General features: G+C 34.9%; 12 protein-coding genes and 2 tRNA genes. All 14 read right to left on the bottom strand.

The genetic code is table 11. From position 1 onward, the window contains the following. Positions 1–117: 117 nt before the first annotated feature. Entirely contained in the window at positions 118–2,586 is a 2,469-nt protein-coding gene (locus tag QM512_RS09945) for an ATP-dependent Clp protease ATP-binding subunit (protein ID WP_282805509.1), read from the bottom strand. Between the two features lie 162 nt (positions 2,587–2,748). After that, positions 2,749–2,822: transfer RNA gene (locus QM512_RS09940), tRNA-Pro, on the bottom strand. 40 nt (positions 2,823–2,862) lie between these two features. Beyond that, a tRNA-Gly gene (locus QM512_RS09935) sits at positions 2,863–2,937 on the bottom strand. 102 nt (positions 2,938–3,039) lie between these two features. Beyond that, positions 3,040–4,581, bottom strand: a complete 1,542-nt coding sequence (lysS, locus tag QM512_RS09930; protein WP_282805508.1) for a lysine--tRNA ligase — start codon at positions 4,579–4,581, stop codon at positions 3,040–3,042. Positions 4,582–4,595: 14 nt separating this feature from the next. Then, a complete protein-coding gene (dusB, locus tag QM512_RS09925) occupies positions 4,596–5,603 on the bottom strand; it encodes a tRNA dihydrouridine synthase DusB (RefSeq protein WP_282805507.1) in 1,008 nt (335 codons plus the stop codon). A gap of 59 nt (positions 5,604–5,662) precedes the next feature. Next, positions 5,663–6,538 carry an Hsp33 family molecular chaperone HslO gene (hslO, locus tag QM512_RS09920; protein ID WP_282805506.1) on the bottom strand — a complete coding sequence of 292 codons (876 nt, stop codon included), beginning with the start codon at positions 6,536–6,538 and terminating at the stop codon, positions 5,663–5,665. Between the two features lie 53 nt (positions 6,539–6,591). Continuing rightward, a complete protein-coding gene (locus QM512_RS09915) occupies positions 6,592–9,234 on the bottom strand; it encodes a YfhO family protein (protein ID WP_282805505.1) in 2,643 nt (880 codons plus the stop codon). 67 nt (positions 9,235–9,301) lie between these two features. After that, positions 9,302–12,034, bottom strand: coding sequence for a YfhO family protein (locus QM512_RS09910; protein ID WP_282806473.1), 2,733 nt, complete (start codon positions 12,032–12,034; stop codon positions 9,302–9,304). Positions 12,035–12,116: 82 nt separating this feature from the next. Next, positions 12,117–14,243 carry an ATP-dependent zinc metalloprotease FtsH gene (ftsH, locus tag QM512_RS09905; RefSeq protein ID WP_282805504.1) on the bottom strand — a complete coding sequence of 709 codons (2,127 nt, stop codon included), beginning with the start codon at positions 14,241–14,243 and terminating at the stop codon, positions 12,117–12,119. An 83-nt stretch (positions 14,244–14,326) separates the two neighbouring features. Beyond that, complete coding sequence (gene tilS / locus QM512_RS09900; protein ID WP_282805503.1) at positions 14,327–15,622, bottom strand: tRNA lysidine(34) synthetase TilS; 1,296 nt, start codon at positions 15,620–15,622, stop codon at positions 14,327–14,329. A 22-nt stretch (positions 15,623–15,644) separates the two neighbouring features. Beyond that, a complete protein-coding gene (locus QM512_RS09895; protein WP_282805502.1) occupies positions 15,645–16,001 on the bottom strand; it encodes a S1 RNA-binding domain-containing protein in 357 nt (118 codons plus the stop codon). Beyond that, positions 16,001–16,378 carry an FtsB family cell division protein gene (locus QM512_RS09890; protein WP_249563778.1) on the bottom strand — a complete coding sequence of 126 codons (378 nt, stop codon included), beginning with the start codon at positions 16,376–16,378 and terminating at the stop codon, positions 16,001–16,003. The genes QM512_RS09895 and QM512_RS09890 overlap by 1 nt, the downstream gene beginning before the upstream one ends. A gap of 85 nt (positions 16,379–16,463) precedes the next feature. Beyond that, positions 16,464–16,706 (bottom strand): RNA-binding S4 domain-containing protein, encoded by a 243-nt coding sequence (locus QM512_RS09885; RefSeq protein ID WP_282805501.1) that lies wholly within the window; start codon positions 16,704–16,706, stop codon positions 16,464–16,466. A gap of 13 nt (positions 16,707–16,719) precedes the next feature. Beyond that, on the bottom strand, positions 16,720–20,217 hold the full coding sequence (mfd, locus tag QM512_RS09880) for a transcription-repair coupling factor (RefSeq protein ID WP_282805500.1): 3,498 nt from the start codon (positions 20,215–20,217) through the stop codon (positions 16,720–16,722).

Here is a 20,217-nt window from a genome sequence, read left to right as displayed (position 1 = left end):
ACGTAATAGTCGTTTTTGTTTTATCATCTCGCTGGACAATAGATCAGCGAAATCCTGAATTTCAGCCTTTTAAACGTTTAGTATTTTACACTTCTATTAACAATTTGTCAAAAGGAACTAACTTTTCACTAAAGGCTTATCCTTATCAATAATTGTGAATTTTAATTTACCTTGATGAGCACCAACTTTTACAGTTTGTCCTGACTTAATCTTTTCACTAATTAAATCTTCAGCAATTACATCTTCAAGTTCATGTTGAATTGCACGACGTAAAGGACGAGCACCCATTTCTGGATCAAAACCGTCTTTAGCTAGTACATCTAAAGCTGCTGGAGAAATTTTTAGAGTAACTTCTTTTCGAGCTAAACGATCAATCAAATTACCTGTCATCAAGCTGACGATCTCACGCAATTGCTTCTTAGTCAAACTATCAAAGACAACTGTCTCATCAATTCTATTGATAAATTCCGGTCTAAAGAATTGCTTAACTGCTGCAGCAACTTTTTCTTGTTGAAGTTTATTTTTATCCTCATTATCAGCTGCAAAACCAACTGTCTTATCTTCTTGTAAACTACGTGAACCTAAATTGGAAGTCATGATAATAATTGTATTTCTAAAATCAACTCTTCTTCCTTTAGAATCAGTTAGAAAGCCTTCATCAAGAACTTGAAGTAACAAATTAAAGACATCTGGATGAGCCTTTTCTACTTCGTCTAGAAGAATTACTGAATATGGATTGCGTCTTACACGCTCTGAAAGCTGGCCGCCTTCTTCATAACCTACATATCCAGGCGCAGATCCAATTAGCTTACTTGTTGCAACTTGATCCATATACTCAGACATATCAACACGAATAATATTTCTTTCAGAACCAAAAACAGCCGCAGCAAGTGCTTTTGCTAATTCAGTCTTACCCACTCCAGTAGGACCTAAGAACAAGAATGAACCAATCGGACGATTCTCATCCTTAATCCCACTTCTGCTCCGTCTAATTGCTCGACTTACTGCACTAATTGCCTTATCTTGACCAATTACACGTTCATGTAAAATACTCTCTAAATGAGCTAGACGTTTAGTCTCGCTCTTCTTCATTCTAGTAACTGGTACGCCAGTCCATTCAGACACAATTTGTGCAATTTTATTAGAATCAACAATAGACTTTTTAGAATTTTTATTTTCTACTTTTTCAATTAACTTGTCGCGATTTTGTGTAAGCTTGCTTTCTTCGTCACGCAACTTAGCCGCTTGAACAAAGTTTTGATTTTCAGCAGCTTGTTCCTTTTGATGAATCACATCATTAATTTGCGTATCTAATTTAGTTAGACGTGGATCAACTTTACCAACAGCTTGGATTTTCACAGCTGCACTTGCTTCATCAATCAAATCAATTGCCTTATCAGGTAGGAAGCGGTTAGCAATATATCTGGTTGAAAATTCGACAGCATCATTAATTGCCTCATCTTCAATTTTTACATTGTGGAATTTTTCATATTTTGGTCGCAATCCTTTTAAGATATCCACAGTTTCTTCTTTTGAAGGTTCGCCAATTTTAACTTGTTGAAAACGTCTTGCCAAAGCTTGATCTTTTTCAATGTATTTTTGATATTCATCAAAAGTAGTAGCACCAATCATCTGAATATCGCCACGAGCCAAAGATGGTTTCAAAATATTCGAAGCATCAATTGCACCTTCAGCTCCCCCTGCACCAATTAATGTGTGCATTTCATCAACAAATAAGATGACAGAACCATCACGCTGAATTTCTTTTAGAATTTTCTTCATTCTATCTTCAAATTCACCGCGATACTTGGTTCCTGCAATCAAACTCCCCATATCTAAAGCCATAACTCGCTTTCTTGCTAAGTTATCGGGAACTTCATGATTCACAATCGCTGCAGCTATTCCTTGAGCAACCGCAGTTTTACCCACACCAGGTTCACCTACTAGAACAGGGTTATTTTTAGTTCTACGCGATAAAATTTGAATTACTCGTTTTATCTCTTTATCTCTACCAATTACAGGGTCAATTCCTCCTTCACGTGCTCTTTTATTTAAGTTTACACTTACCTTATCTAAATTAGGTGTCAATGACTTTCCTTTTTTAGTTCCAGTCGACGAAGAAATGCCCAAAACATTACCTTCACCTTCTGAGCCATCCATGAAACTATCATTGATGTCTTGACTTAAATCACGTGGTTCTACACCAATATTTTTTAAAATTAAACTTGCTAAAATTTGATCGCTAGCTAATAATCCTAGCAAAATATGTTTTGTCTCAATTTGAGGAGTTCCTAATTCGTCAGCTTTTTGCTTAGCAAAATTTAAAACTAAGCTTAAACGCGGCGACATTTCCATATATGTGGCTTTTGGACTTGAGCCATAGCCAGTATATCTTTCAATTTCTTCTCGCACTAAGGTTGGTGTTACATTTCTTTCACGCAAAAGCTTACCGGCATCCCCATTAGCTTCAATTACTAAAGCAAGCAAAACATGCTCCGTTCCAATAATTCGATGGTGAAAGTTTTGTGCTTGCTCTTTAGCAATTTCAAGAACATTCTTTGCACTATCACTATATGATTTTTCCATTTTGCACCGCCTTATTTCTTTTAAGATCATACTACAATCTTTAGACAAATATCTTACACTTACAATTAGTAAATGTAAACTATTTGATATTTCATGAACATTATATACAAAAAAGTTCGTCTTTCTAACTTAAGACGAACTTTTTAATAAAATAATATTCAATCGGGATGACAGGATTTGAACCTGCGACTTCTACGTCCCGAACGTAGCGCTCTACCAAGCTGAGCCACATCCCGAATAACAAAAAAGACTCACACTTCGGTGAGTCTTTTATACTGGAGCGGAAGACGGGATTCGAACCCGCGACCCCCACCATGGCAAGGTGATGTTCTACCACTGAACTACTTCCGCAGTACATTTATTAGTATAGCAAAACATCATCTTATTGCAAGTGTTTTTTTAGAAATTTTTTCAAAAAAATGGACCGTCATTAAAGACAGTCCATCAATAAAATTACTTATTATCCTTCTTCAAGTCTGCTTGCACTTCTGCATCAACGCTTTCAACCTTTTCAGGACGCATTGTTGGGAAGAGTAAAACATCACGAATAGCTGGAGCATCGGTTAATAGCATTACCAAACGGTCAATACCAATACCTAAACCACCTGTAGGAGGCATACCGAATTCCATAGCACGAAGATAATCTTCATCAATCATATCAGCTTCGTCGTTACCAGCTTCTCTTTCAGCCATTTGTTCTTCGAAACGGTGACGTTGATCATCTGGATCGTTTAATTCTGAGAATGCATTACCGTATTCTGCACCCATGATAAAGATTTCGAAACGGTCAGTAAATCTCGGATCATCAGCATTCTTCTTAGCAAGTGGTGATACTTCTACAGGGTGTCCATAAACGAAAGTTGGTTGAACAATTGAACCTTCACCAAATTCTTCAAAGAAGGCATTGATAATATGACCAACCTTCCAGTAGCTTTCATAGTGAACATGGTGTTCATCAGCAACTTTTCTAGCTTCTTCAATAGTCATTGGCTTCCAGAAGTCAACACCAGTCTTTTCCTTAATTAAGTCAACCATGTGAACGCGACGGAATGGCTTACCTAAGTCGATATCAGTACCTTGATAGTTGATCTTACCATCTGGTGAAACAACCTTAGCTGCTGCTCTAATAATTCCTTCTGCTTCATCCATTACATCATGGAAGTCCCAGTATGCAGCATAAGTTTCAAGTTCAGTAAATTCTGGATTGTGCTTAGTATCAAGTCCTTCATTTCTGAATACTCGACCAATTTCATAAACTCTTTCCATACCACCAACAATCAAACGCTTCAAAGGAAGTTCCAAAGCAATTCTCATGTAAAGATCAATATCCAAAGCATTGTGGTGGGTAATAAATGGACGTGCTTCAGCACCACCTGGAATATTGTGAAGAACCGGAGTTTCAACTTCTAAGAAGTCCTTGTTGTTCAAATAGTCACGAATAGCTTGAATAATTTGAGTACGGTGAACGAAACGCATGTAACTATCATGATTTGTAATTAAATCAAGGTAGCGTTGACGATAAATTTGTTCAACATCTTTTAAGCCATCCCACTTATTAGGTAATGGACGTAAAGCTTTTGATAAGAAAGTAATGTGAGTAGCACGAATAGTTAACTCACCAGTATCGGTCTTCATTACTTCACCATCGATACCTAAAAAGTCACCAATATCTGACTTCTTAAAAATCTTGTAATTGTCTTCGCCAACAATATCTTTACGTACATAAATTTGAATCTTACCAGTACGGTCATAAAGATCAGCAAATCCAACCTTACCCTTACCACGTTTTGCAAGCATACGACCCGCAATCTTAGTTACAGGCATATCGGCATTTAATTCATCTTTATCTTCGTTACTGTACTTTTCATTTAAAGTACGAGCTAAGTCTTGACGATCAAACTTTCTTACACCAAAAGGTTCAATACCATTTTCACGCATTTCGTCCATCTTTTCACGACGAGCGATTAGTTGGTCGTTCATTTCATTCTTTGCCACTCTAAAAACTCCTTTTATTGGTTAATTTGCTTTTGTCTTGCTTCATATTTTTCCACAAAATCATCTAACAAGTCAAAAACTTCTTGTTTCGTCCAAACATCATTTATTTTAGCACGGGTTCGCGCTGAACGGGGAATTCCTTTTAAATAATAAGCTGCTTGACGTCTAAATTCAGGAACAGCAATTTTTTCTCCCTTAAGATCAATCAATCCATTTAATTGATCTTTAGCAGTTGCCACCTTTTCTTCAACTGTCTGCGGACGTAATTTTTCACCTGTATTTAAATAGTGAACCATGTCTTTAATAATCCATGGATTTCCTAAGGCTGCTCTACCAACCATTACTGCATCAGCCCCGACATCTTCAAGCATTGCTTTTGCTTTTTCAGGTGTTGTAACATCCCCATTACCAACAAAAGGAATAGTTAAGGAATCTGCAACATCTTTTAAAGTTTCCCAATCTGCTTCACCCATATACATTTGCTTTCTAGTACGTCCATGCATAGCTACAGCACTAGCGCCAGCTTCTTGGGCAGCCAAAGCATTTTCAACAGCAAATATATGTTTTTGATCCCAACCAGTTCTCATTTTAACAGTTACTGGTTTGTTCACATTTCTCACTACAGCATGAACCATCTGATAAATCTTATTTGGATCTAATAACCAGCGAGCTCCTGCATCAGTCTTAGTTACCTTGGGTACAGGACATCCCATGTTGATGTTGATGATATCAGCTGCAGTATGAGTATCTACATAATGAGCTGCTTCAACCAAAGTTTCTTCGCTTCCGCCAAAGATTTGAATACTCATTGGATGTTCTCTTGGATCAACTGTTAACATCTCTAAAGTTTTTTTATTACGATAAATAATTCCATGATCTGAAATCATCTCGCAAACTACTAGGCCTGCACCAAATTCTTTACATACTACTCGGAAAGCAGCATTTGAAATTCCAGCCATCGGTGCAACTACTACACGATTAGGAATTTCAACATCCCTAATTTTCCAACTATCGTTTTTCACACTTGCTCATCCTTTCAAATACCCTAATATCATAGCAAAACTATCTACTACACACCACTTTAATTTGCCTTCTTAAGTACATCTTTTAATTCATCTTCAGTAAAGTGATATTTTTCTTTACAAAAACGGCAAACCAATTCTGCGCCATGATCCTTTTCAATCATTTCTTTTAATTGTTCTGGTTTTAAGGTAGCTAGAATTCTACTGTATTTTTCTTTTGAACAATCACATGAAAATACCACATCTTCTTTAGCCAAAATCTTACAGTCGGTACCTAAAATTCTTTCAGCTAGATTTTCAGGCGTCATTCCATCTAGAAACAAAGTCGAAAGATTAGGAAGAGCTTTAATTCTTTTTTCTACTTGAGCTAATTGTTCATCAGTTGCTCCTGGTAATGCTTGTAAAACAAACCCGCCTGCAGCTCCAATACTATTGTTTGGTTCAACAAAAACAGATAAACCAACTGCTGAAGGAATTTGTTCAGATTTTGCTAAATAATATGTGAAATCTTCAGCAATTTCTCCACTAACAATTGGAACTTGACCTGTATAAGGTTCTTTTAAACCTTGATCTTTTGTTACTTCAAGCCATCCTTCTCCCACAGCTTTAGCTACATCAATATGGCCATCCTCTTTAGGTGGTAGTGCAATATGCGGATTTTGCACATATCCCTTAATAGTTAAATCTGCTTTTGCAGTCACAACAGTTGCTCCTACTGGACCATTTCCAAGTAGTCTAACTGTTAACTCATCTTTATCTTTTAATAAGGCTGCTGATAAAAGTAATCCCCCAATTAAGGTTCTACCAAGCACAGCTGAAGATGCGCTCCAAGTATCGTGTCTTTTTTGTGCCTCACCAACTAGATCTTTGGCATTAACTGTAATTAATCGTAAGTTCTTAGTTTTATCAATTGCTTTTACTAAATAATCTTTCATTTTTTCTTTCCCCTAAAAAATAAAGCCTATAAAACATAGACTTTACTTTTTGACTAATACTTTTTCTTTTCCAAATAAAAATTAAATACAACTAGTAGGATTATACCTATGATACTTGTTACAGCGCCAATAAGCAATCCAGGAGTTTTATATTTTAAAACTATCGAGTGTTCACCCGCACTCATATTTAAACCAATAAATACACCTAAAGTCCGTTTGATTTTAACTGGCTTACCATCTATTTCAGCTTGCCAACCTTTGCTGTAAGGAATTGTAGTAACTAAGTTTTCATTTTTAGCTATATTTACTTTTCCAGCTAAATAATTGTCATTAAAAGTTGATAATCTCAATTTCTTCTTACTATCAACTTGTGTGACTTTAGACTTTAATAAATTAGAATTGATATTCACTAAACGTGGCAGCTCACTAGTTAACTGTTGCTTATTGCCATCTAATATCCATTTAATTTGAACTTGACCTTTTTGATTAGCCTGAACACCAATTAATTGTTTAACTTGCGGTTGAAGTCGTACATCTTTTTTATTAACGAGAATTCTTAGTTCAGGTTTTTCCTCTCCAGCTTGCCTTGCACGATAAGTAGTCATTGGATCAGCAAAACCCATCAGGTCTTTACCCAACTGAATATACGCAACTTGCTTAGGCTTTAATCCTTTAAAAGTAAATGTAACACTTCCCGCCTTATCAGAATTTCGAGTTATCTTAAGAGTATTTTCTTCTTGTTTTACCTTACTATTTTCTGACTTAATTTCTGCTTTTTGAGAACTGTAAGTTAATACATTTCCTTGTGTTTGAGTTAAAGAATTCAAAACCAAATTTTGATTATAAATTGGATCATCCGATTTAAATTTTAGATTATTCGACAAACTACCAGCAAATGCGAGTGGTAAAGCAGGCGTTTGATAAATTGTATATTGCTTTTTCTTTAACAAAATTTTGTTGTTTTTCAAGTCATCTCTTAAACCATAAGTAATATATTCTGGTGAAATACTTTGACTTGGCAAGGAATTATTAACAAAAGTCCCAATATTAAAAATAGCATCTGTAACAGCTGTTGCCGTCTTATAGAAATAATAGTAGCCATATGCCGATAAACCTAAATTTGCATATAATTCACTAATTTTTGGATCATTATTAGAAGAAAAAATCTCCGCTCCCTTATAGTTAAACGCGTAACTTTCACCGCGATCATTATTCAAGAAATAATTTTTTGCAATTCGATTCTTTTTTGCACTTGCAGGCAAACTATCAAAAAGTTGTTGATTCTCACTGATATAGTTTGAATATACGTTACTTTTCATCCCCATTTGACTTAAAGTCAAGTAACCACTACCTGCTATCTCTATTACTCCAATTATCACTAAAATGTAGCGAATTATTTTATTATTAGCAAAATAAAGTAATGCTGCAAAGATGCAGATTAAAGCAAGTGATATTAATAAGCAGTTGTCATAATGTCCATAATGCAGTCTTAATCCTGCCACTAAGATACCGAGCAATAAATATATTCCTGCTGCTGTCAACAATTGCTCTTTCTTTAAATCAAGACTTGTAAGCTCTTTAGCAGCTACCAATAAAATCCAAAAAATAATGATGAAACTAAAGCGATATGGGAAACCAACTGGCTTTTGGCCTCCATGCCAAAGTAAATATACTTTTGTTTGTACTAAGCTTAATAAAAAGATCAATCCAATAATTAAGTTAGTAATTTTTTCTTTTTTAGTATTTTTATTATCAATAAAGTACAAAATGAAAACAATTACTACTAAACTACCTACAAATAAAAGTGGTGAGCCATTAAAAGTATTTTTCATAAATAAGGCAGAGATACTTTTAGCCACTGAAGAAATTGGACTCAGTCTAAAGCCTTCATTAATAGTGTGTTCAGTAAGTTTATTATTAGATAAATTCATCCATGTAGGCAGCGTAATCATCGCACTCATCAAGCCACTAATTAATGAGCTTATGGCAAATTCTACTAACTGTCTTATAAACAAGCCCTTTTCTTTAAAGTGGTTGATCATGTAAGCAAAAGCAACAATTACTATAAAGATACAAATCATATATCCAATGTAGTAATTAAAGATAATTGCACATGCTAATAAGATACTATACAGTAGCCAACGTCTATTTTTTAACCCTCTAATTAGACTATAGACAATTAATGGCAATAAGATTACTCCATCAAGCCACATTAAATTAGCACCATAGCCTATACAATAGGCACTTAAGCCATAAATAATTCCAAGAAAGATTGAATAAATTCTATTTTTAAAATTAAAGAATTTTAGAATTAGAAAAGTAAAAGTGGCACTAGCTAAGCCTAACTTGACTACGATTATCACATAAAGTGCTAGATTTATTTGACTTGCTGGAAAGAGCAAAATAATTAAATTTAATGGACTTGCAAGATAATAACCAATATTACCAGCCATATCAGCACCTAATCCATTCGCAAAACTAAATTGCAAGCTATTCCAGTTACCTAAAATCAAGCGACGAAGATATTGAAAAAATGATAAATACTCATCTGGTAAATCGCCGCCCCATAAAACTCCACCTAAAAATGGATTACAATTTGCCAAACTAGATATAATCAAAAAAATCGCGATAGTTACTAGTAAGCTGAGGCAGCTATATTTAACAATGTATTTATTTTCTTTGCTCAACTGTTTCATTTTATCCTTATTTCCAAATACACCCCTCTAAAGCAAAATTAGAGGGGTGTATTAAACTTTATCTCACTTATTCATTAGTTGTTGATCTAACAGATCTTTTATTTCTCTTTAGATAAAAAGTATAAGCTACTAATGCAAGCACTCCTATAGCACTTATTAAAGCACCAATCATTAAACCTGGCGTCTTATATTTCAAAGTTATCTGATGAGTTCCTGGCTTCAATTTCAAGCCAATAAACACTTTCAAAGTTCGATTAAGTTTAACAGGTTTTCCATCAACTTCTGCTTGCCAGCCCTTACTATAGGGAATAGTAGTTACCAAGCTTTCATTTGAACCAATTTTTACTGATCCAGCTACATAACTATCTCTAAATGCAGAGAATTTCATACATCTATTATCGGCCTTTTTAACTTTATTGCTTAAGGCAGACTGATTAATATTCACAAAACGTGGATATTTAAAGTCGAATCTCTTTGACTTACCATCTAAAGTCATCTTAACAGTAAGTTTTCCATCCTTATCTGCCTGTACGCCAATTAATTGATCAGTATATTGTTGCAGATGAACCGGCTTTCCGTTAATAGATACTGTCAATGGCAAACGATACTTAGGATCTTGTTTCATTTGGTAGCTGTTTAACACAACAATTTGATCCATTAAATTCTTACTAAAACGAATATATCCAACTTGGTTAGGCTTCAAATCATTATAAGTAAAGCTTATAGTACCCGGACGTTGTTCGTCGTATCTTTTAACAGTGAAATATTTTTGTTCAGTATGTTTAGTAATTTTCTTATGCTTTTTGGTTACTTTGTATTTTAGCGTATCGTATTTTACTGACACGTTATTTGTTGCGATCTTAGCATTTTTAGAACTGTAACTTAAAACATCATCCTTAGTTTGAGTTAAAGAATTTAAAACTAAATTTTGATTATAAACTGGATTTTCATCCTCAAATTTCAACTTGTTTGCTAAGCCACCTGCGAAGGCAAATGGCAATGTTTCATTTCTATAGGCAATCTTATCACCTTGCTTTAAAATTACAGGATGATTTCTTAAATCGTCTCTTAAACCATAGCTAACATATTCTGGAGAAACGCTTTGATTAGCTAAAGAGCTATTAATAAATGTCTTCACATTAAAAATTGCATCAGTTACTACAGTACCTGTTTGGTAATAGTAGAAGTAACGGAAAGTCGAAAAACCAAGATCAGTCATCAATGAACTAATTCGAGAATCATTATTTGATGAAAACTCTTCTACCCCGCGATAGTTAAAAGTATAACCCTCACCGCGGTCATTATTTAATTCATAATTCTTAGCCATTCGACCTGTCTTATCAGAAACTGGAATTTTTGAAATAATTTTTTGATTCTCAGCAACATAAGCCGGATAGACACTACTCTTCATTCCTAAGTGATTTAATCCGATATAGGCGTTTCCTGCTAATTCAATTAAACCAACAAGCAATAAAGTTACGCGAACAAATCTTTTATCACAGAAATAAACTAAGATTCCAAACACTACTACTATTAAAACAGCTAACCATGCATAACTATTCCAAGGTCCAATTCGACGACGAATATATACCGTAGCTAAGCTTACAAGTAAGTAAATTCCAGCTGCAATAAGACGCGATTTTTTACTTTCGTCTTTATATTCGCTCAAATTAGAAAGTTCTTTTGCTGCTAATAGTAAGAACCAAAATACGATAATAAAACCGAAACGATATGGATAAGCTATAGTTTGTTGACCACCATGCCAGAATAAATAGATCTTTGGCACAGTAATACTTAATACAAAGAAAAGACCAACCACTAAATTAATGATTCTTGCCCTGATTGAATTATGTGAATCAACAAAGTAAAGGATAAATACGATTAAAACTAAAGTACCTACAAAAATTGGCGCCCAATCATTGTATGTATCTCCAATAAATAATCTCGAAACTGCTTTTCCACCACTAATCAAGGTCTTAATTTCAAAATTTGAATTAAAGTCAGCCTGAGACAACTTGTTGCTAGACAAGTTAAGAAAAGTAGGCAAAATAACTACGGCACTAATTAAGCCACTAATGATAGAGCTAATTGCAAAACCTGTAAATTGATGAAAAAAGGTTTTACGATTTTTAAAATTATTAATCGTATATGCCAAAAATAGAATTACTAAAAAGATACAGATCATGTATCCAATATAGTAATTAAATATGATAGCGCAAGCTAGCAAAATACTATAAGCAAGCCATTTATTAGTCTTAATTCCTCTAACTAAAGCATAAGAAACTAAAGGAAGAAGAACTAAGCCATCAAACCACATGACATTTCCAGCATAAGCAATCGAGTAGCCACTCAACCCATATGCAATTCCTAAGAAAATAGGGTATGCCTGATACTTAAACCTAAACCACTTCAGGCTAAGCCAAGTAAATGTTCCACTCATCAATCCTAACTTAAGTAGAATAATGATGTAGACAGCAATATTCATCTTGCTTGCTGGGAAAAGAAAAATAATAAAGTTTAATGGACTAAGAAGATAGTAGCCAATATTACCAGCCATATCTCCACCTAAACCATTAAGGAAACTGAATCCCGCACTACTCCAATTACCCAGCATCAAATGACGATAATATTGAAAAAAGGATAGATATTGGTTTGGCAAATCCCCACTATACAGAACTCCCCCAAAGATTGGATTACAATCTGTCAAAGTAGATAAAAGGAAAAAGAGTACTATAGTTGTTAAACAACTTATTAAGCTTAATTTTAAAATCTTTTTGTCTTTTTTACTTAAATATTTCATTCTTAATACCAAAAAACTCCTTTCTAAAATCTGTAATTTCAGTATTAGAAAGGAGTATAAACATTACTCTTACAATAAACTCTTAATTATCCTTGTTTTCATCTGAATTGTGTTTATCAGAATCTTTCTTTTCAGATGGTGGATTAAGTGGAATATCATCAATATTCTTATGATCATCAGGAAGTGGATGAATGTCTTCTTTATCATCCTTATTTTCAGTTTCTTCTCTTTGTTGATCCTTCTTTTCCATTGCAGCTTTTGCTTCTTCATAAGTAGAAGCCTTAGACTCACTTGGAAATTCGTTTTCATCATTTTCTGGCATCTTACCAGTCTTAAATAATGAAAGAATTTGTTTTTCGTTTAAAGTTTCATACTTGAGCAAAGCTTCTGCAATTAACTTGTGAGTTTCACGGTGGCTCTTAATGATATCAATAGCTTGTTTGTGACCTTCATCAAGAATTTCCTTAACAGCTTCATCAATCTTAGCAGCTGTAGCTTCACTATATGGCTTAGTTCCATAAGGTGATTGCATACTTGGAGATTCAAGCTCAGTCATACCAACGTCAGTCATACCATATTGAGTAACCATACCACGAGCGATGTTAGTAGCTTGTTCAAAGTCGTTTGAAGCACCAGTAGATTTATCACCAACGACTACTTCTTCACCAGCACGACCACCCATTAAACCAGCAACTTGTTCCATTAATTGCTTCTTAGTGATGATATTTTCATCCTCTTTTGGAAGCATAATGTTGTATCCACCCGCACGGCCTCTAGGTACAATCGTAACTTTACGAACAGTTCTAGAATCGCTAAGGACCAAACCAACAATTGCGTGTCCTGCTTCGTGATATGCAACACGTTTTCTTTCTTCAGGAGAAATAACAGTGTCTTTCTTAGCTGGTCCAGCAATAACTCTGTCTTCTGCTTCATCAATATCAGAAGCAGTAATTTCAGTCTTGTTACGACGAGCAGCAACTAATGCAGCTTCATTCAAAACATTTTCAAGATCAGCACCAACAAACCCTGGAGTCTGACGAGCTACTTCTTTTAAGTCTACATCTGGAGCTAAAGGCTTATTCTTAGCATGAACCTTTAAGATAGCTTCACGTCCCTTAACATCTGGACGACCAACTAAAACTTTACGGTCAAAACGACCAGGACGAAGAAGTGCAGGGTCAAGAACATCTGAACGGTTAGTAGCTGCCATAACAATGACACCTTCATCACCTTCAAAACCATCCATTTCAACCAGCAATTGGTTTAAAGTTTGTTCTCTTTCATCATGACCGCCACTTACGCCGCTACCACGTCTACGTCCAACGGCATCAATTTCATCAATGAAAATGATACTTGGGGCATTCTTCTTAGCAGTTTCAAATAAGTCACGTACACGAGAGGCACCGACACCAACAAACATTTCAACAAAGTCTGAACCAGAAATTGAGTAAAATGGTACGCCAGCTTCTCCAGCAACTGCACGTGCAAGCAAGGTTTTACCAGTACCAGGAGGACCCTCAAGGAGGACACCAGCCGGAATTCTAGCACCTAATTTAGTATATTTTGCTGGGTTCTTTAAGAATTCAACAATTTCAACTAATTCTTGCTTTTCTTCTTCTTCTCCAGCTACATCTGAAAATCTGACCTTATTCTTACTTGGATCTTGTGGCTTAACATGTGACTTACCAAAGTTCATCATGCCACCACCACGGCCTTGTCCACCTTGATTCATCATCATCCAAAGCATGACAATAAAGATCAAGGTTGGAACAAGCATTACGATAGTGGAAATCCAAGTTCCAGATTGAGACTCACCTTGTCCAGAAATTGATGCTCCACTCTTTTGGGCAAGATCTGAAACGTTCTTAACCATTGAGTCATTTTGAAGCATAGTAGTACTGAAACGCGTTACTTCATTACTACTTTGTGAACTTGGGATAAGTCCAAATCCATTATTATTTTGATTATTTGCCTTTTGAGCTTTCTTATAAGATCCAGTAACCGTATATACACCATTAGATGGCTGTATATTGATACTCTTGACTTTACCCGCTTTTAAATCTTTTACTAATTGAGAATAACGGATATTTTCTGTGGAACCATTACTACCTGAGCCACCTACAGCCCAATTGATTCCAGCCAAGAGGATCACGAATACTATGATATAGAAAAGACCGTTAGAAAGCAGTCTATTTCTTCTATTTTTCATCTATAAACCTCCGCGACACTTCTTGGAATTACTCCAACGATTTTACCACAAATTACGCTTTTACCATAGAACTTTGCATAAACTTAAGGATAAATATATACATTATAGCGAACAAAATTAGAATTGTATTCCTGATTTTGATATACATTTTCAACATAAACAGGATTTTTATCGTGCCAAACAGTTAGACAATATGGTCGAACTACTAATGGAATCCCATTTTCAGCGAATTTTTTTTTAGCTTTTGTTAAACTTCCATCTGCTAGTTTTAATTTACTACCTTGTGGCAAACTTCCAAATTTTAAGCTAGCTCCCTTCTTCTCATAAAAATATCCAGCTAACTTTTGCGTTTTTTTATTCAACGAGATTAAATATACTTTCCCATTAAAAGAAAATTTTTCATCCAATTTTACAGAATTTTTTTCATAACTAATTGGACTTAACTCTTTTTTATTTATCAAGTAATAATAGTTTTGATAAAAAATCAATTTCAAATTTTCTTTATTATAAATTGAACTTTTATCATCCTGAATCTCATCAAAATGAATTCTTTGATGCCATTTTTTATACACCAAATAATCAAAAAATGCTGCTAACTGCTTTTTACTTAGACCAGCTAAGTCTTCCTTTTTTCCGCGTAAGCAATGATTAAATTTCTGCGGGGAAGGCAAATTTTTAAACAAACTGTTCTGACATTCTGAAAGAAGAGTAACTTCTTGACTAAAACGATATGCATTCTCTACTAAATAATCGGTTTCTTTTTTCAGTAAAGGAACAACATGGTGTCTAAGCCGATTCCTTAAAGTTTCATCTTCAAAATTAGTTTTATCTTCAATAAAGTCTAGTTTATTTTGCCTATCGTATTCTAAAAGCTCATCTTTTGAATACTTAATTAATGGCCGCAAGATCTTCATAGAAGCAAAACTTCCAACGATTTGCAGACTATTCATCTCCTCCACATCCCCTGAGCGAATAAATTTCAATAAAATATTTTCAATTAAATCATCACCGTGATGCGCCGTAAGTAAATAATCTGCCTGACATTGTTTACCAACTTCAGCTAAGAAGCTATACCGATATGCTCGTGCCTGTGCTTCGATACCAGTTTGAGGATGGAGTCTAACTGGCCATTTCTTTTCTACTAACGTTACCTTAAAAATCGCAGCTAGTTTTTTTAAAAGTTCACTCTCTAAATAGCTGTCTTCTCTTAGACAATGATCTAAGTGAGCAACAATTAACTGCTCCGACGGATTTGGCAAAAAATCAACTAGCATATGTAATAATGCGACCGAATCAGGACCTCCACTAGCCGCTAGTAAAAATTTTTTATTTTTAATTTCGATGTTATTTTCAGTAAAAAAATCTGTAAATTTTGTCATTTTTAGATTAAAAAAGTGACCATTATTGGTCACTTTGCTCAATTGAATTCTTTAAATCTGCTATTTTCTTAGTAGAATCTGCTACTAATTTTACTAATGGAGTAAAGTCTTCACTATCCTTAAAGTCATTAGTTGGATCAACTAAATCGGGATTGTTCACTTGGCTTAATGATAGTGAAATTTTTCCTTGGTGATTGTTTATAATCACCACTCGTACTTCATCTCCAATGCTATACTTGTTTTTTGCACTTTCCCATTTATCACCAAAGTCTTTATAAAAAATCAATCCATGATGATGGTGAGGAAGCGTTACAAAAAATCCAAGTTTGGTAATATTGTTAATTTTAGCGTTAAGTCTTAATCCAATTGGAAACTTCACTAATAATCCTCCTCTTTTTCAGGAAGAGTATAAATTGATTCACCAGATTTAGAATAATAGAACTTATAGCGAATTACTTTAGCCACATAATCAGGATCTTTTAAATCTGCAACTTGTGATTTTAATTTTTTATTGGTCTTATTAACTTGGTTTAATTCTGTCTTATTCGTTTGAATTTGACTATTAATTCTACCTGTTTGTACATGAACCATAATTAATTGCAGTCCAAAAATCAAAATTGCAATTGCAAAACAAGCAATAATTCGATTCTTCCGTACACGATGAACCTCTTTTTCTTTCCTAGCTGCCTTGCGTCGCAAGCGTGCCAATCTTTCTTCATCGCTTAAGGCATTATAAAGTCGTGGCCCTCTCTGCATTTGCGTGTCCCTGCCTTTTCATTATTCTAAATCTTAATTATATCACCACTTGTTATTAATATAACACCTTACTCTTCCCTTGTCATTAATCAATTAGCTCATACAAGTCGCTTGCTTCAGCCTTCTTAGTTGTTTCTCTTAAGTCAAGTACGCGAGCTTTCAATTGTTTAGTACCGAATCCGATTTCAATAACATCACCGATCTTTACATCGTAGCTAGACTTTACTACTCGATCATTAACTTTTACTCTTCCTTGATCAGCCATTTCTTTAGCAACAGTACGTCTTTTTACTAATCTAGAAACTTTTAAAAATTTATCAATTCTCATTATTACTTTCTCCTTATCTTTGAACAATGTCACTGGCTGCCTCTAAGAAAGTATGCAGTTCATTAAATAATTGTCTGGTACTCATATTTTTCTCAAGTTCCAGCATGACATTTAATCTCTTTTGTGGATCCATATTGATCCGTGCTCTTAAAGATACATGTTCTAAGGCCTTAAAAATATTTGGACCCTCTAACTCTTCACTAGCACGATTATTAAAAATAACCTGCAATTTATCATTTGATTTCTGCGTAATTGCAACAACCTGCGCTAAATCCGCATCAGCTTTAATAGCAGACACATTTAGTAGATTTTCTACTGCTAGGGGATAATCGCCAAATCGATCAATCAATTCATCGGCGATATGTTCTGCTTCCTTTTGATCATTAATTCCTTTGATTTTTTTATAAAATTCAATCTTTTGCTCTTGATCAGCAATGTAATCATCGGGAATATATGCTTCTAAATTAAACTGAACTTCTGCATTAGATTTAACAGCAACCTTCTTACCCTTACGTTTCTTAATTGCATCATCTAACATTTGAGCATATAAATCATACCCGACGCTATCGATAAAGCCGTGCTGCTGCTTTCCTAACATATTGCCGGCCCCTCTAATTGACAAATCGCGCATTGCAATTTTAAAGCCTGACCCTAATTCAGTAAAGTCACGAATTGCGCTAAGCCTTTTTTCGCCAATTTCTGTTAAAACTTTATTTGGTTGATATAAGAAATAAGCATATGCTAAACGGGCACTTCTACCAATTCGTCCACGTAATTGATAAAGCTGACTTAAGCCATAATGATCTGCATCTTCCACAATCATCGTATTAACATTTGGCATATCAACACCAGTTTCAATAATTGTTGTCGTCACTAAGATATCAAATTCATTTTTTGAAAAACGATACATGATATCTTCCATTTGATTTTCGCTCATGCGTCCATGAATATATTCAATTTTAGCTTCTGGAATTAATTCTTCGAGTCGGCTAACAACTTTATCAATGTCGTCAATTCGATTATGTAAAAAGAATACTTGTCCATTGCGCTTCATTTCTCTTAAAACTGCTTCACGAACTACACTTGGCATTTCTTCCATGACATATGTTTGAATTGGATACCGGTTAGTTGGTGGCGTCTCCATTACAGAAAGGTCTCTTACGCCAACCATCGACATGTGTAAAGTACGCGGAATTGGCGTAGCTGTTAAAGTTAAAACATCAATATTTGCTTTCAGCTCTTTTAGTCTTTCTTTATGCTTAACGCCAAACCTCTGCTCTTCATCAACAATTAACAATCCAAGATCCTTAAACTGCACATCTTTTGATAGCAAACGGTGTGTACCAACAACCATATCTATTTCGCCACTTTTTACGCCTTCAATAATCTCCTTAACTTCAGCAGGAGTTTGAAATCGTGACAAAAGTGCGCAATTAACTGGAAAATCTTTAAATCGATCTTGCATTGTTTCAAAGTGCTGTTGCGCCAAAATAGTTGTTGGTGCCAAAAATGCGACTTGCTTTCCATCTCGAATAGCCTTAAAAGCCGCTCTAAGAGCAACTTCAGTCTTACCAAAGCCAACATCCCCAACTAAAAGACGATCCATTGGTTTGGGACTTTCCATATCGGCTTTAATTTCTCTAATTGAACGCAATTGATCAGGCGTTTCAGGATAGGGAAAAGCATCTTCAAATTCTTTTTGCAGATCGTCATCAGGACTAAAAGCAAATCCTTTTTCAGATTCACGCTTTGCATATAATTCAATCAAATCATCAGCAATATCTTCAACCTTTGATTGAACACGTTTCTTAGTCTTGGCCCATTCAGAACTTCCTAACTTATTGATGTGTGGAACTCGCCCTTCGGAAGCTACATATTTTTGAACTAAGCCTAGTTGATCAGCTGGAACAAATAGCTGGTCATGATGTTGATAAGTAATTGTGATATAATCGCGCTTTTTCCCATCTACATCTAAAGTCTTAATTCCCTCAAAACGTCCAATACCATGATTGACATGGACAACATAATCTCCTGGTTTTAATTCGTTGTAGTTCCGTAAACGTTGGGCATTTTCAAGAGTCTTTATTCTCTTTCGATGGTGCGGTCTTTGATTGAATAGTTCTCGTTCTGTTAGATAAACTATATTCAAGCTAGGAATAGCAAAACCGTGTGCAAAATCGCCAACAACTATTTGAGCTTTCTTTTCCACAACTTGATCCGATTTAACAATTGGAAGATCAACACCATAATCAACCAAATTTTGAGCAATTTGCTTTGCACGTGTTTCAGAATCGGCCTGCAAAATAACCGTGTTTTTCTCATTGGCAAAGCGCGTCAGTTCACTTTTAATTAATGGCATCTGACTAAAGAACTGTTGCACTTCACGTGTAGTAAAGTTAAGAATTTGATCAAACTTTAACCTACCCATGCCTTTTTGGAAAAGCGAGAATAAAACTTGTGCCTTTTTTGCCCTCTGAACTACCCTTTCAAAGTTATGACGTAACTTTTGACTATCGAGCATTGCACCAGCTTTTATTTCTTCGGAAATAAAAGCTTCATTCTGAGCGTCTACATCTGCAACGTTCTTTTTAATTGTTTGCCAATCATCAAATAAAAGTAGACCATCTTTATCTAAATAATCAATTAAGTTGAAAGACTTTGGCAGTAAATAATCAATCAAAAAAGCATAATTTTCAGGAAGACCATCTGCTTCTAATAAATCAATTGTTTTGACAAAATGATTTTTAACATTCTCTTCTTCAGCAATTGATTTATCCATATCTTGTTTTATCTTTTTTACTGCTTCATGGAGATTATGAAGTGAAAAAACTCTATCTAAAGCTGGGCCAATTGAAATACTATCTTTTTCTTCCAAACTTCGCTGCGTTGCTGCATCGAACTCTTTTACCGTATCAACTTCATCACCAAAGAATTCAATTCTAAAAGGATTTTCTTGGTCTAGGGGATAAATATCAAGAATATCGCCTCGACGTGCAAATTCTCCAGGACGTGCCACAATACTTTCTCTACGATATCCTGCTTGCGTAAGCCACGTAGTTACTTCATCTAAATCAAATTCTGCTTCAGGTTTAAATACCTGCTTAGTCTTAGCAAAATCTCGCGGATCGCTCAATTTATACTGCAAAGCTTGTGGAGTTACAACGACAATACCTGCTCTTTTTTCATTCAGGAACTTCAAAGTCTGCAATCGTTGACTAAGTTCATCAGGTGAAGCTACAGCAGTTTGTGTAGCAATTGTGGCATCAACCGGAAAGCCAAAAATCATATCATCTGGCAACAAATTTCCTAACTCATCTAAAAGAGTTTGAGCTTTTTCTTCGCTATCTTCAACTAAAATTAACGGGTGCTGCCAAGTTTTCAACATTTGCATTAAAACAGCACCTAAAGCTCCAGAATTTATTCCAGTTAAAAGAGATCTTTTTTTTGCTGGAGCTTGCTTGATGAATGTTTCTAAATCTTTATCTTTATTAAGTAATTCTGTAATGTTCAT

Source organism: Lactobacillus isalae, assembly GCF_947539375.1.
In the GTDB taxonomy this organism is placed as follows: domain Bacteria; phylum Bacillota; class Bacilli; order Lactobacillales; family Lactobacillaceae; genus Lactobacillus; species Lactobacillus isalae.
This window is presented reverse-complemented; position numbering and strand designations above follow the sequence as displayed.